The organism is Amphritea atlantica, from assembly GCF_900111095.1.
Classification (GTDB): Bacteria; Pseudomonadota; Gammaproteobacteria; order Pseudomonadales; family Balneatricaceae; genus Amphritea; species Amphritea atlantica.
In genome coordinates this window covers 400,525-413,418 of sequence record NZ_FOGB01000001.1, presented here as the reverse complement: position 1 = coordinate 413,418, position 12,894 = coordinate 400,525, and the positions used below count along the sequence as shown (strand labels likewise).

At 51.5% G+C, this 12,894-nt stretch carries 16 protein-coding genes; 2 read left to right on the top strand and 14 right to left on the bottom strand.

Features of this window, described 5'->3' with window-relative positions; translation table 11 throughout:
• Positions 1 to 253 precede the first annotated feature (253 nt).
• Positions 254 to 715 (top strand): Lrp/AsnC family transcriptional regulator, encoded by a 462-nt coding sequence (locus BMY09_RS01860; RefSeq protein WP_091353915.1) that lies wholly within the window; start codon positions 254 to 256, stop codon positions 713 to 715.
• Positions 716 to 734: 19 nt separating this feature from the next.
• Positions 735 to 1,604 (top strand): DMT family transporter, encoded by an 870-nt coding sequence (locus tag BMY09_RS01855; protein WP_091353162.1) that lies wholly within the window; start codon positions 735 to 737, stop codon positions 1,602 to 1,604.
• An 18-nt stretch (positions 1,605 to 1,622) separates the two neighbouring features.
• On the opposite strand, the gene BMY09_RS01850 is transcribed toward BMY09_RS01855, so the two are convergent.
• The 14 genes from BMY09_RS01850 to BMY09_RS01785 all read right to left on the bottom strand — a co-directional run bounded on the left by BMY09_RS01850 (position 1,623) and on the right by BMY09_RS01785 (position 12,891).
• A complete protein-coding gene (locus BMY09_RS01850; protein ID WP_091353160.1) occupies positions 1,623 to 3,764 on the bottom strand; it encodes a hypothetical protein in 2,142 nt (713 codons plus the stop codon).
• Positions 3,765 to 3,848: 84 nt separating this feature from the next.
• Positions 3,849 to 4,202 (bottom strand): hypothetical protein, encoded by a 354-nt coding sequence (locus tag BMY09_RS01845; protein WP_091353157.1) that lies wholly within the window; start codon positions 4,200 to 4,202, stop codon positions 3,849 to 3,851.
• An 18-nt stretch (positions 4,203 to 4,220) separates the two neighbouring features.
• Positions 4,221 to 4,796 (bottom strand): PASTA domain-containing protein, encoded by a 576-nt coding sequence (locus BMY09_RS01840; protein WP_091353155.1) that lies wholly within the window; start codon positions 4,794 to 4,796, stop codon positions 4,221 to 4,223.
• Positions 4,797 to 4,813: 17 nt separating this feature from the next.
• Positions 4,814 to 6,097: a PASTA domain-containing protein gene (locus BMY09_RS01835; RefSeq protein ID WP_091353153.1), complete on the bottom strand. Its 1,284-nt coding sequence runs from the start codon at positions 6,095 to 6,097 to the stop codon at positions 4,814 to 4,816.
• Positions 6,098 to 6,103: 6 nt separating this feature from the next.
• Entirely contained in the window at positions 6,104 to 6,769 is a 666-nt protein-coding gene (locus BMY09_RS01830; protein WP_091353150.1) for a hypothetical protein, read from the bottom strand.
• Positions 6,770 to 6,790: 21 nt separating this feature from the next.
• A complete protein-coding gene (locus tag BMY09_RS01825) occupies positions 6,791 to 7,705 on the bottom strand; it encodes a coiled-coil domain-containing protein (protein ID WP_091353146.1) in 915 nt (304 codons plus the stop codon).
• Between the two features lie 78 nt (positions 7,706 to 7,783).
• Positions 7,784 to 8,347 carry a hypothetical protein gene (locus tag BMY09_RS01820; RefSeq protein WP_091353143.1) on the bottom strand — a complete coding sequence of 188 codons (564 nt, stop codon included), beginning with the start codon at positions 8,345 to 8,347 and terminating at the stop codon, positions 7,784 to 7,786.
• A gap of 25 nt (positions 8,348 to 8,372) precedes the next feature.
• Positions 8,373 to 8,933: a hypothetical protein gene (locus BMY09_RS01815; protein WP_091353141.1), complete on the bottom strand. Its 561-nt coding sequence runs from the start codon at positions 8,931 to 8,933 to the stop codon at positions 8,373 to 8,375.
• A gap of 38 nt (positions 8,934 to 8,971) precedes the next feature.
• Positions 8,972 to 9,460 carry a hypothetical protein gene (locus BMY09_RS01810; RefSeq protein WP_091353138.1) on the bottom strand — a complete coding sequence of 163 codons (489 nt, stop codon included), beginning with the start codon at positions 9,458 to 9,460 and terminating at the stop codon, positions 8,972 to 8,974.
• Positions 9,461 to 9,474: 14 nt separating this feature from the next.
• Positions 9,475 to 10,140, bottom strand: a complete 666-nt coding sequence (locus tag BMY09_RS01805; RefSeq protein ID WP_091353135.1) for a hypothetical protein — start codon at positions 10,138 to 10,140, stop codon at positions 9,475 to 9,477.
• 18 nt (positions 10,141 to 10,158) lie between these two features.
• Positions 10,159 to 10,683, bottom strand: a complete 525-nt coding sequence (locus BMY09_RS01800; RefSeq protein WP_091353130.1) for a hypothetical protein — start codon at positions 10,681 to 10,683, stop codon at positions 10,159 to 10,161.
• Positions 10,676 to 11,806, bottom strand: a complete 1,131-nt coding sequence (locus BMY09_RS01795) for a hypothetical protein (protein WP_091353129.1) — start codon at positions 11,804 to 11,806, stop codon at positions 10,676 to 10,678. The genes BMY09_RS01800 and BMY09_RS01795 overlap by 8 nt, the downstream gene beginning before the upstream one ends.
• Positions 11,807 to 12,087: 281 nt before the next feature.
• On the bottom strand, positions 12,088 to 12,324 hold the full coding sequence (locus BMY09_RS01790) for a hypothetical protein (protein WP_091353126.1): 237 nt from the start codon (positions 12,322 to 12,324) through the stop codon (positions 12,088 to 12,090).
• Between the two features lie 105 nt (positions 12,325 to 12,429).
• Complete coding sequence (locus BMY09_RS01785) at positions 12,430 to 12,891, bottom strand: flavodoxin family protein (RefSeq protein ID WP_091353123.1); 462 nt, start codon at positions 12,889 to 12,891, stop codon at positions 12,430 to 12,432.
• Between the last annotated feature and the right edge of the window lie 3 nt (positions 12,892 to 12,894).

The window sequence follows — 12,894 nt, the reverse complement described above, 5'->3', positions numbered from 1 at the left end:
GGATTGTTATTATTCTCTGTATCGGCTGATACAACGCCCAAGAAACAGAGGTGTTGGCGCTGATACCCCATTTTTCTTATTCCTGTATGAGTAATAGGATAGGCATAAAAAACGGGACGTATTAGTTAATATCAAAGTATAGGAAAAGAATAGAAGTCTTTTTCACTGTATTTTTATTTTTTTTAGCCGTATCCTTCTCATAACGATCAAATAAACAAACGAACAACCAGAACTGTGAAATCGTATGGATAATTTGGATAAACTGGACAAGCTGGATATGGCGATTCTGCGTGAGCTGCAGAAACATGCCCGTATCACAGTCACAGAACTGGCTTCTCGGGTCGGTCTGTCGAAAACACCCTGCCAGATCCGTATGAAGCGTCTGGAAGAACAGGGTTATATCCTCGGTTACATCGCTCTGGTCGACCAGAAAAAACTCGGGACAAAGCATGTCGCCTTTGTTCAGGTAACGCTGAGTGATACCAAAACCAAAGCCTTGCACGCATTCAACGCTGCCGTTCGTGAAATTCCTGAGATCGAACAATGCCATATGATCGCCGCTAATTTTGATTACCTGCTTAAAGTCCGCACCACAGGAATGGAGTCCTATCGCGAAGTGCTCGGGGAAAAAATCTCCTCTCTGCCCTATGTCACTCAAACCAGCACCTTTGTCGTGATGGAAGATGTCAAAGACATCGAATCGAAGCTGCTTTGATCTGTTCTGAGACAACACGTTGAGCCGCACCTCACTTATTCTGGCACTCTCTGTGGTGCTGATGTGGTCCACTGTGGCCACCGCATTTAAGCTGACATTGTCTATCATCAGCCCGTTGCAGATGCTCTGGATCGCTGTAACCACGACCTTTGTTATTCTCTCGGTAGCCACCATTGCGCAGCGTAAACTTCCCCTGGCACGCCAGTATCTGCAAGAGTCACCCGGTTACTTTCTGCTGTTAGCACTGCTCAATCCAACCCTTTATTATCTGATTCTGTTCGCCGCATACGATAGGCTACCAGCGCAACAGGCCCAGGCACTGAACTATACCTGGGCGGTGGTGCTGAGCATTCTCGCAGTACCGTTTCTGGGACAAAAATTCACCCTGAAAAACGTGATCAGCATTCTGCTGGCTTACGGCGGAGTGCTGGTTATCGCGACCCGGGGAGATCTGCTGGCACTGGAGTTCAGAAACCCCCTGGGGGTCGCTCTGGGGCTGGGCAGTTCAGTTTTTTTTGCCAGTTACTGGATTCTGAATACCCGCAAGCCCAGAGACGCCGTCGTCTCACTACTACTATGTTTTGGCCTGAGCCTGCCCATTCTGAGTGTCCTTCTGCTACTGCAGGGTGAAATGACGTTGATCCCCTGGCAGGCGGTCGCTGGCGGCATCTATATCGGCACCTTTGAAATGGGGTTTGCCTTTCTGCTGTGGATGCAGGCGATGCGAATGACCGATAACACAGCCCAGCTAAGCAATCTGGTCTATCTGTCGCCACCTCTGTCTCTGATATTGCTCGCTACAATTGCCAACGAACCGATCATGATCTCAACCGTTATCGGCTTGATACTCATCATCGGTGGGGTGCTGTTTCAGCAACTGAAACGCTAAGGCTAAACCAGCTCCCAGCTACGCAATCAGTGAGTCGATCAAATCGACGGTCTGCTCCCGTTTTTCTGAATCTGTGATCTGATCAAGACCAAACAGATAGTTCAGTGCCGTTCTGGCACTACTGCGCAGGTCATTAATGGTGACACTGTGATGGTATCGTCTGACATCCTCATAATAGCGATTCAGGCGCGAATCACCACGTAGCTGCCGGGAGAACAGGTCGGCGTCAGCCATATGCTCAACCAGCCCCTCAACCAACGCTTCACCATTGGAATCCGAGGTGAACAGCCCGATAATGGCTCCGACCAGGCCCACGATCAGGGCCGCTACAAATAGCACCGCGGCCAATGGGGGCACTTCTATTGTTCCTGCAGACATCCACAACATAAATCCAGCCAGACTCAGAACACCACTGGCCAAGCCAAAGCCTGCCACCGTCATACCGGCATAATCCCGGGTGCGATACTCTTCGGCCATCAGCGCAGTGCTGGAGGCGATCGCTGCCAGAGATCCAATAATGCCCAACACCCGGCTTGTCCCGGCGGTTCCGAGTACGCCCTGACGAACAAACTTAAACCGCTGTAGCGCCTGGATCAGCGAGTTAGCAAAGTTGGAAAACTGAGCCACCGTGTCTCCCCATAAGCGAATTCGGGTAATCATACTGTCAGTCGTGGTAGTCGCGGCACTGACGAAAGCATTGAGAAAGAGGATGCCGGTAATCATCGACATGAAAACGCCCCAGCCTGGGCTGCTCATTACCTCGGAGTTGACTACCCCCCGACTCCACTCTTTCACCTGTAAGACCTCTTCAGGATCGGATGAGCTCAGGCGACGGATAAATTCACCCTTATTCGAACCCACCATGCCAATTAACTCAGCGGTGACCTCGACTGTAAGGTCACGCAAAATACGCCCGGCACTGGGAGCGAGTGAAGCCATCTGTATTATTTTTGGCATTGATGCTTCCATCACCACCATCAGTAACGACGGTGGTCCCGGCAGGTTACCGGCAATGGTTGGCACAATACTCAGCTTTCCGGCAACGGTAGCCAGACAGGATGGATTGACAAAACTGCGCCACTCATTACTGACAATCATCTCCAGGGCCGGCTGCAAACGTTCAGTTATCAATGTTTCAGCATGATTGCTGGTCATGAGAACCCGGTAACAGGCACCCAGCTTGCTATAGACACCATGCATAAAACTGCTGGTAATCATTGAATCACTATCGCAAGCCTGGGCCAGTAGTTCATTCAAACGACTGTCACCTTCCAGCATTGAATACAGACTATCGGTATCCCGTCTGATCGCCTGCTGCAGTGAGCGGGCTCTCTGAGTGGGCTCGCGTCCAAATGTGCTGTCGGCATGACCTTTCAGCGTATTGAGTTTACTCTGCAGCGTATCGATCTTCGCCTGCTCAGATGAGGAGTAAGCTGAGTCGGGGTTAACCTCAGCCAGATCGATAAACTCCATTAACAGCTCAAGCGCTCCCAACTCCTGTCTGTATGGCTGCAGAATCCTCCCCAGCGCCTGTTGATTTGCAGCGACCCGCTCCGCTTTAGCCATAGCGTCATCCATCTCAGCAGACAGTAACGCGCTGAGTTGCTGAATATCTGCGGAAACCAGAGCGGTACGATTCAGGGCGATCTCCTGCTCCAGGGCTTCACTTCTTGGCAAAATCAGGCGGTAATTCCTGCCAGAGGGTAATCGCCAGCGATGATAAACAGGCACACCTGAGCCGCCCTGCCTGATCTCTCGCAAAGCGGCAACCTGATCCTCGACCGTGGTCGCATCTCCCCCCACATAACGCCGGTAGAGAAACGCTCTGACATGACCATTAGGCCCCGCATGCCAGTCCAGAATACGGTTAAAAAGGGTCGCGCGTTCAAGATGCAGCACCTGCGCCAGTTCGCCGATAGTGGTCGGACCATTCGCCTGACGATAGGCATCCAGCTCGACCCGAACCAATGGATAATCGAAATTGGCGATTCGATAGAGAAATACACCTGCGGTCCGGGTTCGCTCATTGCGTTCCACATTGCGGACATCATCAATCTGCTGGTTATAAATCTCAGAATAGTTCACCGCATCACTGATACAGGCAAACTCCTGACTGACATCAGCGCCCGGAGTACTGGCTTCGCACACATCATTGCACATCGGTTTACTCCTTAACGTTTAACTAACACCGGGACCTCAGGCTGGCAAAGCGGGATTTACCAGCTCGTGTTTCGGTTGGGGTTATTAATCGGGCTCTTCATCTCCATCTGTCGCAGGATCCGGTTCTGTATCGAACTGACTATCCCCTGGAGGCATCGGAACTGCGTTGGGGTCAGGCCATGCCGACTGCTGATCCAGATTCCGTTGTAGCTGTTGGGAGTTTTGTCCCGGCATATCATGCAGCATTCTCATGGTTGAGATCAGACTGCTGAAGCCCTGTTGATTCTGCCGACTGTTATTGATCAGGCTCATTGAGCTGACCCGGCCTAAACCTCCGGCTATCGGATTTTGCAGATCAAACATCTCCCCAGCCGGCGCATTTTGTTGCTGTGAAATGCGTCTTAACAGCGATTCGATCCGCTGACCTCCATTACTCATTCCAGACTCCTCAGGCGCTTATACGCCTACCAAGATGTGTTTGCCTGCATCGATAAATGACCCAGCCACAGGCGTCGTCGAGGCAACAATATCGCTGTCTTTTGCGTTTGCCCTGGAAACCTTGTACTCGATACCGATCTTCTCCAGCAGCGCTTTAGCTTCTCCCAGAGGAATGCCTGACAGCAGCGGAACAACCTGCATGTTATCAATCTCCAGCGGCGCAGGAACTGGTCTGAATGTCAGTTTCAGCGTGCTGGCGCCCTCTATTTTGAAGTCATACTGATTCTGATATGAAGCATCAACCGAGGTACCTCTGATCTCAGTTTTAACTTTCCGGTCGCTGCCTGTTGTCTGCTGTATCGTCAGTGCCATGCTGATCTCGGCTTCAGCCTCCGGTATCACATACCAGGTGGGCCGGTAGCCGATACGGCGCATCTCTTTCAGCAGCTCATCATCCAGACTGTAGATCTGTTTCAGATTCTCAATGGTTTTTGCATCGATCGCATATTGCGCCTGAGCAACACCAATCCCCATCTCGGCAATCATGTCGCCCAACGGGGCAGCCAGTACGGTTGAAAACGGGTTATCTGCCATAATTGTCTCCTTGATAATCAGATACCGACACCAATGATCAGAATGATCTGAGTATCAGGTTGCAATGGGGTATTTGCTTTCGGATGCTGACGAATGATCTGCCCGGCGGAAAAAGGATCTTTTTCAGATAACTGCTGTTCATACCAGAACAGCTGATCCTGTAATCCATCCAGTTTTCGCTCGGCAAGCTGGCGGGTATAGCCCGTAACATCAGGCATTGTAAGATCGGTAGCGGCGGGAGTTTCGGTATCCCCGGTATCGGTCAGATCAATATCGAAGCTGACGTTGCCAAAGCAGTTTGAGGGGATACGGGCAAGGTCATCCGCACTTTCAAACAACATCAGATCGGTGTGGTTAGCTGACGCCACAACTTTCAGATCGACGCTGGCTTTGCTGATGCGATAGCCTCCCTGTTTAACCAGTTTGTCACTGGCACGAGAGATCGCCTGGGATGTAGAAAAGATCAGATCTTCACTTTTAACGGTTGTTGATTTGATCGGGACTGTAGCCCCACCCCGGCTAATCCGCTCTTCCAGCTCCGCTATGCGGTTGTCTTTCAACTTAAGCTGGCCCTTAAGATCGGTCACCAACCCCTTCTGTATGTTGAGCATCTCAACTGTGGGCCGTTTATTGAGCTCAACCTCCAGCTGCTTACGCTGTTGCTCTTTCAGTTCCAGCTGACGGCTGATCTCACTCAGTTGTCCGCTCCCCCTCTCCAGCTGGGTAATCCGCTCGTCCCTCGCCTTAAGTTGCGCGGTTAAATCCCTGACCTGAGTTTTCTCGGCATTCAGCATCTGCACAGTGGGACGGCTCTGCAGCTCTGTCTCCAGTGACTTGCGCGCCTTTTCTTTGCTCTTCAACTGCTCCGTCAGATTTTTCGTCTCATTGGTCAGTTTTAGATTCTGAGTTTCTAATAACCTGAGCTTATTAGTATCAGCAGCGACCGCTGTGGCACCTGCAGTAACTGCCGGAATAGCATGTAAAGTGGTTGTCGCCAGCGTCAGCACAGGCTCACTGCTCAGTTTTACCGTGCCGAAATCAATGGTCGCCTGGCTGTAGGATTTTGGGGTATTACTGGCATTCACCCACTTATTATTCAGTTTAACCTTCAGCAGAACGCGGGGTAAAAAATCACTGATACGGGTATTAGTCGACATAGTCAGTGCACCGTTTGCACTGCTACGCCCCGATGCAATGAGCTTTGTCCCGCCATTCAGGGTATAGAAAAACAGCTGTGCATCGGTACTGCCCAACGCTTTATTATCGCTGTTCCGTAATGCGGCTTTGATTTTGATTGCCATAGGTCATCATCCCTGCTCAAAGCGGTACAAAAGTGTCTGAGTCTGCCCGAAAAGATCGGCTATCAGGGCGATAATCTGCCCTTCTGACTCCTGATTGGAGATCATCAGCTCCGTTGAAGCTTTGCCCTCCTGATTCAACGCCAGAGAGGCCTGTTCAAGTCGGGTGGCGGGTTTTAACGGGGTCTTATTGAGCTTTTCCGACAGCTCGCGATCAATATTTAGCTCCACAACAGCCCCCTGCACCGAGTGACCCGGGGCCGCCTGAACAACAATGTTAACCTGAGCTTTGCGCGCACTCTTCTTCTCAACACTGAGGCTGAGCTGAACCTGCGCCACGGTAGAATCAAGCGGAGCTGCAACAAACACCCCTTTGATAATACTGGTGGCAGAGCTACTACTGTGTTGTTGTGATGCTTTCACCGGTAAAAATTGCACCCGGGATTTTTTCTGCAGTGGCAGGCGTCCACCCGACCCGGACGATGCCGGCGCCTCTGACGCAGTCATCTGCAGTTTGAGTTCAAACTCCATACGGGGGATGTGGTAGACCATGCTTTGCTGCCCCATCGCATTCATGACCGGATATTGATTCAACCGGCTTTGAGCCTTACTCAGCCCATCCGCCAGATTGATCAGAAAATCATCCAGATTTTGCCCTTTCGCTACATCATCCATTCAAATCTCTCCAGGTCCTGATCAACTGAAAAATTGCATTCGTTCCTGTTTGGCAGCCTTTCGTCTCTCTTCCGCGCGAACCGCTTGCCGCTGCCGGGATAATTCGGCCAGGCGTTGCTCACGCTGTGTTTCAGCACGGCGGATAAGCGATTCAAGCATATCCTCCTGCTGCTGCCGCGCCTGCATCCGCGCCTCTGCCAGAGCCGCTTTCTGCATCACCTGCAAGCGGGCTCTCCGGGCCTGCCATTGCTGCTGTTCCTGCCGCTGAGCCACACTGGCCTGTTGCAGACGCTGCCTTTTAGCCATCTCCCGCACCGTCGCCTGTCTCAGTTCCTGACGCTGGTGTAACGCACGTTTCAGTATTCGTTGCTGTCGCTGATAGTTCTGATCGAGCTGCCGCTGAAGCTCTTTTAACCTGATCAGCGCCTTATGCCGTTGCGCCCTCTGCTTTTCCAACTCCAGTTGACTCAGACGCTGCTGCAACTGCAGAGTCTGAGTTTTTTTCTGCCTGAGTTTTTCATGCCGGGCGAGCTCAGCCTCTTTCAGCCCCCGTTCAAGTTGCAAACGTGATAGCTGTCGTTGATTAAGCTGCTGCCTGACACGGCTGCGATTTTCCTCCAGACGCTGCGCTTTGTGTTTATCTGCCAGCCGGGATTCAGCACTATGCTGGGGCATCACAAAGCGCTGTTCATTCCAGTCCGGCAACGGCGTGCTGCCCGTCAGTTGATCCAGCTGCTGCTCCAGCTCCCGCTGACGATTGACCAGTTGTTTCAGCTCATCCGGAACATCGTCCATCTCCAGCAGGTCAGTTAACGCACGCTGCCGGGGCTGCTCACTGCTGCCGCTATTCCGCCCGGATGAATCTAACGCTGGTTGATCATCAGCGGGGTCGGCTACAGCTTCGAGCGAGGTCCAGTCAAGATACTCGGTCGCCATCAGACTATTCCCTAAAACTTATCCCTTAATAACTAATCCCTTAACGGCTCATCCCTTAACAACTATTCCCTTAACGGCTTAGCCATCGGCAGGCGCTGGCTTGTTACGTTCTACAATCGCCCTGATCCGCTCCTCCAGTACAGCGGGTGCCGGGGTCGGTAATATCTTGGTTCTCATCAGGCTTGAGCCTTCGGCGCTATAGTTAAACTTATTGGCATACCGGGCACTGACCGATGTTGTCCTGGCCCGCGCCATCCCCATGCCTAAGAAACCACCGGCCATCGCACTGATGGTTTTAGTCGATGATTTGCGCTCAAACTCTGAACTCTGCGTGAAGCTGATCGAGACTTTTATCTCTATCAGTGATTCAGTGAACTGATAGAAGGTTGGGGTAAACCCAAGCTCAATCAGCGACATCTCCTCACCATCAAACTTCACCAGCGATTTCTTGGTAACGGTGGTTATATCGCCGGTAATCGGATCAACTTCTGGCACCTCATACTCACCGCCCATCATCTGGGCCAGTCTGAGACTGGTTTCATCCATCGCATACTGCGCTTCGGCAATCGCAAGCCCCATGCTGGTGATCATCTCGCCAAAGGGGACATCGCTCAGTTCACGTCCGATACTTGGTCTGGCCATAACTGCTCTCCTTCAGATTGCGTGATTAACCATCAGCTTCTTCGTCCGTCTCAAACAGATCTCTTACCCGCTCTTCAAAAATGGCAGGTGGTGGAATAGGCACCAGATTACAGCGCAACAGACTCGCACCCTCTGCGCTATAACTGTATTTGCTGGAGTAGGTTGCATCCACGGTGGTGGTTCTCAGCTTGGAACTACCGCCAAAAAAGCCACCGAAAGCAGGCTTACTACGGCTGGTCCCCGTGGTTTTGGTATTGCGGGTATAGGAGCTTTCACGCACAATCTTAATCGCTATTTTGACCTCGATAATATTGTTGGTGAACTGATAAAACGTTGGTGAAAATCCCAGCTCCAGCATGCTGACTTTCTGCGCTTTATCATCCTCATCGGTACCAAAATAGACCCGCGTATCTTCGGTTCCGGTAACCGTGCCGGCCTCATCCAGAATAGGCACCCGCCCGCCCATCATCTGAGCTACGCGGATACTGGCCTCATCCAGTTCATACTGAGCATCTGCAATTGCAAATGCCATCTCTCTTATCATCTCCCCCATGGGGACATTAAGTAGTTCCTGACCGATCGACATAGTTCTCTCCTTGCTAACCTGTAGCTGTTAGATCATCTTTATTCGGTATCAGTGGGCTGAGCAGCCTGCTGCCTGCTGGCAATCCAGTTCTGAAAGGCATTGGGCGGTGGAATGGACGAGATCCGGGCAGTAATTGAGCTACTGGCCTCGGACGAAAAGCTGTATTTATTGCTGAATTCGGCACTGACCGTCGCGGCAAACATGACAAAATAGTAAGCTCCACCAACGGTTGCCGAGGTGCCGAATTTGGTTTCAGTGGTGGTCGATGTTGACAGCGACACTCTGATATCGATGGTGGCCTCATTGAAATGATAAAACACCGGAGCAAATCCCAGTGATATCAGTGAAACCTTCTCACCATCGCCTATATCAACACCATGCTCTTCAGCATCGCCCAGCTGCATCGCCATCTGAATGGAGTTGTTGTCCAGCTCCCGCTGAGCTGATGCAATCGCCGTCCCTAACTGGGTCAACAGACCCGGGAGTGGAGATTTTTCCAGTGAGGCCATCACTTTGCTATTGGACATAGATCAATCCTCTGTCAGCCTGGATCTGCCGGGGTTGGATCAGTAGGATCTGCCGGATCAGCGGGGTCTGCCGGCGTCGGATCGGCAGGGTCTGCCGGCGTCGGATCGGCAGGGTCTGCAGGTGCAGGCTCAACTGGATCTGGCGTTGGTGCCGGGCCATCAGGCGCAGTGATTGATCCCCCACCCGAGGCGGCATGATTACGAATAGCATCAAGAAACGCCTGAGGGGGTGGAACCGATTTCATGGTGGTTTTTATCCGAGAAACTGCTTCCATATCAAACTCATATTTATGATGCAGATCGAACGAGATAGTGCCAGCAAAAGCGACAGGCAACCCCGCACTCTCGGTAGTGCCGAGCCCGGCTTCCACACCGAAATCGATACCAGCTTCAACCCGCACAGAGATGGTCACTTTGAACTCCATCTCCGTCTCTTTGAAATGGTAAAACTGAGGGATAAAACCCAGTTCCAGCAGACTCCGTTCCCGAGAGGTGCCATCAACATCGTTAAAACTGATCCGGGTTTCACTCAGCATGGTTGCCGCACGTACTGAGGTAGAATCCAGTTCATACTGCGCAGCGGCAATCGCCTTGGCGGTGTTTTCAATTAACTTCGGGATAGGCACATCCATCAGCGCCTGTCCCGGCGTCATCCCGGCTACCTGATTATCAAAATTCATCTCCCTGACCTCGCTGAGTTATGCTGACACGATTAATTGTTGTGACAGCTGAAACGAACCCATCTGTTTCTGCTCTCTCAACAGCTGATTTCTTGTTGCGCTGGAGTATTTCAGAATGCGTGTAAACAGTTTGTGATATCGGATTTTGTCCTGTAATGAACGGGAGTGTTGAAACGCGTCTACGGCGTCTCGGGCTTGCAGATGCTGATCCAGCTTGACCAACAGGCAGATTCTGCGAAACCTGAGCAGAGCAAGATCATTGGCTACCGCGGCAGACGCACAGTCCCGCTTCTCTTCATACTCGGCTATCGCCCGTTCGCAATACTCCAGCGCCGCCTGGTCCTCTCCCGCCAGTTCCAGACACTCAAACACCAACTCTGAAATATAGCGCTGCAGTAACAGGGGAAACTGTTGCGCCATACCGGCCTGCAACAGTTTTTGCAGCATTAGCAGAGCGGCTTCATACTTTTGTTGACGCAGGCTTTTGCCTACCTGCTCAAGAACGGCATCAAGTTTAACTTTGGGGATCTCTGAGTTACTCATGTCCACTTCTCATCAGTCTGCAATGAATACCTGACTGGGCTGCCTCGTACTGAATCCACAACCCCTGATGCAGATTGGCATCGGCCTTCACCGACCAGCCACCACCTGACTCTGTAAATGTAAGAGGGCGCCCCATAATCGCGGCGCATAATTTTTCTAACCGGGCACGCTGCTCCCCCGTGTCAAACCGCAGATCAAAGCGAAAGCCACCGACCCACTCTGCTGTCACGTCACCCCCCTGCGCCGCCAGTGAGGTCAGTACAGAGTCATAATCATTAATCCTGATGCAGCGTTTCAGCACCATGGGCAGCTGTTCAAAAAGTCGTTGATGCAGATGTTCAGGTATCCCCAGCGCCTCTGCCAGCACCCGGGAGATCTGTTGCCTTGCGGCGGCATCGAGGGGAACCGATTTGAGCAGCAGATCAAAGCGGTAATAATCCTGATTATGAATCACCAGCGGCAGATGCAGCTCATTGGCTTGCTGCCAAAGGGTTTGGGCTTTCTCCAGTGTCAGGTCAGTCAGTTGCCAGCACTGGGTCTGTTCAGCCTGATCACCTGCCCGCTGCAAACCAAACGTCCGATAGTAGTCAGCCAGGCTCTGATCCCCCCCAGGAGCATAGGCAACCACCGTATATCTGGCGGTTGCGCTACAGGACCGGATCAACTCGATACCGGGTTTACTGAAACGGGTTACCAGCTCTGCAGCAACGTTTTCCGAGAGGTTTCCAAGAATGATGGCAGGAGTTTTAGCAAGGCAACGAAGCAACTCTTCACTCCCCTGCCCGGTGAACAGCGCAAGATCGGTAATAAACGAGGTAATATGGGTAAAGTCGGTGATATAAACCGCTATTTCAAAGCGTTCCTGAGACGGGATAAGCTGTTCACTCTGGGGCACCAGCTCGCAGGGAAGATCAGCTCCCCTGAGTACCTCAACCATCGCTTCTGCTGAACGGATATCAAGCTCAGACTGTAAAACTGACGGGGCCGTCAGAATACGGCGTATACAGTCCTGTTTGCTTAACCCAAGACGTTGATGAAAACGTCCGATCGACAGAACATCTGCATTTCCTACACCCAGAACCCTTACCTGGTAGCGATCCTGCTGATAGCTTTCCTGATGCACGATAGATTCACCCTGAATAAAGTAAGGATACCGCCTGTAACCAGGGACGTTATCTAAGAGTGACGTAAAGCGTAACCATCAGACTTCTAGAGTTTCATATCTCTTGGGCAGGCCTGTATCTTTATTGTTTTATCTCTGATCCAGACAGGTAAAAAAAAGCATAGGAGATATTTCTGAGTAATCAAACAAAAGTTTGAAATTAGTTTTTTTTCGGCGGAGAAAATAAAAGTAACAAAAAAACCGCTCAGAGAGCGGCTTTCAAAAGAGAGGGGAACTGACGATCAGGCGCTGACTTTCGCTTCCATGTAGCGGGCATAATCGGCACCTACACGGCAACCATATACACCCACTTCACCTTTCCAGCGCATCCAGGTGACAAAATTACCGACAGCATCGATCACTCTGCTAACAGCAGACTGGGACTCTGCACCATACTCATCATAGTATCCCATCGCCTGAAGCTCACTGGCTATACGGCGATCATCACACTCTATTCCGGTAAACACCGATTGCTTCATGGGCGTATCTCCTGATCTGATCAACATTCAGACGTAAGTATAATACCAGCTTCCGCACTGCACAATCAGGCTGGCTATTTTCTGATCAGAAAACTGCGACACAGATCAATAAATTCCCATATCTAAACCTGCGGCCATGGTCATACCGAGCCCCTCACACTGTTGTAAAAATTCTTCCTGCCAATCCCCCTTGCACACCAAAGGGGGCTGAATCCAGTGCCAGCGCAAACCGGTACAGATGGTTTCTACGGCGCGACAGGTACCGGTACCATCATGACCTGCGCGAACATAGAGAGCACAGGGCAAGCCCTGCTTTGCCTCCAGACAGGGGTAATAGCAGCGATCAAAAAAATCTTTCAGGGCGCCACTCATATAGCCCAGATTCTCAGTCGTTCCCAGAATAATTGCATCACAGCCCAGAACATCTTCCGGTGTCGCCTTCAGCGGCTCAATCCAGCGACATTGCACTGCGTCAATATCCGGATGTCGGGCCCCTTTTAACGTGGCCTCCGCCATTAACCGGGTGTTTTCGGAAGGAGCATGGGCCACCAGCAGTAACTGTTTCATCTT

What these genes read in the sequence shown, in the direction of transcription:
- BMY09_RS01790 (WP_091353126.1), bottom strand. Translation starts at nt 12,324, where the DNA reads ATGAAGCAATCGGTGTTTACCGGAATAGAGTGTGATGATCGCCGTATA.
- BMY09_RS01840 (WP_091353155.1), bottom strand. Translation starts at nt 4,796, where the DNA reads ATGGCAGATAACCCGTTTTCAACCGTACTGGCTGCCCCGTTGGGCGAC.
- BMY09_RS01815 (WP_091353141.1), bottom strand. Translation starts at nt 8,933, where the DNA reads ATGTCGATCGGTCAGGAACTACTTAATGTCCCCATGGGGGAGATGATA.
- BMY09_RS01805 (WP_091353135.1), bottom strand. Translation starts at nt 10,140, where the DNA reads ATGAATTTTGATAATCAGGTAGCCGGGATGACGCCGGGACAGGCGCTG.
- BMY09_RS01850 (WP_091353160.1), bottom strand. Translation starts at nt 3,764, where the DNA reads ATGTGCAATGATGTGTGCGAAGCCAGTACTCCGGGCGCTGATGTCAGT.
- BMY09_RS01845 (WP_091353157.1), bottom strand. Translation starts at nt 4,202, where the DNA reads ATGAGTAATGGAGGTCAGCGGATCGAATCGCTGTTAAGACGCATTTCA.
- BMY09_RS01835 (WP_091353153.1), bottom strand. Translation starts at nt 6,097, where the DNA reads ATGGCAATCAAAATCAAAGCCGCATTACGGAACAGCGATAATAAAGCG.
- BMY09_RS01830 (WP_091353150.1), bottom strand. Translation starts at nt 6,769, where the DNA reads ATGGATGATGTAGCGAAAGGGCAAAATCTGGATGATTTTCTGATCAAT.
- BMY09_RS01825 (WP_091353146.1), bottom strand. Translation starts at nt 7,705, where the DNA reads ATGGCGACCGAGTATCTTGACTGGACCTCGCTCGAAGCTGTAGCCGAC.
- BMY09_RS01810 (WP_091353138.1), bottom strand. Translation starts at nt 9,460, where the DNA reads ATGTCCAATAGCAAAGTGATGGCCTCACTGGAAAAATCTCCACTCCCG.
- BMY09_RS01800 (WP_091353130.1), bottom strand. Translation starts at nt 10,683, where the DNA reads ATGAGTAACTCAGAGATCCCCAAAGTTAAACTTGATGCCGTTCTTGAG.
- BMY09_RS01820 (WP_091353143.1), bottom strand. Translation starts at nt 8,347, where the DNA reads ATGGCCAGACCAAGTATCGGACGTGAACTGAGCGATGTCCCCTTTGGC.
- BMY09_RS01785 (WP_091353123.1), bottom strand. Translation starts at nt 12,891, where the DNA reads ATGAAACAGTTACTGCTGGTGGCCCATGCTCCTTCCGAAAACACCCGG.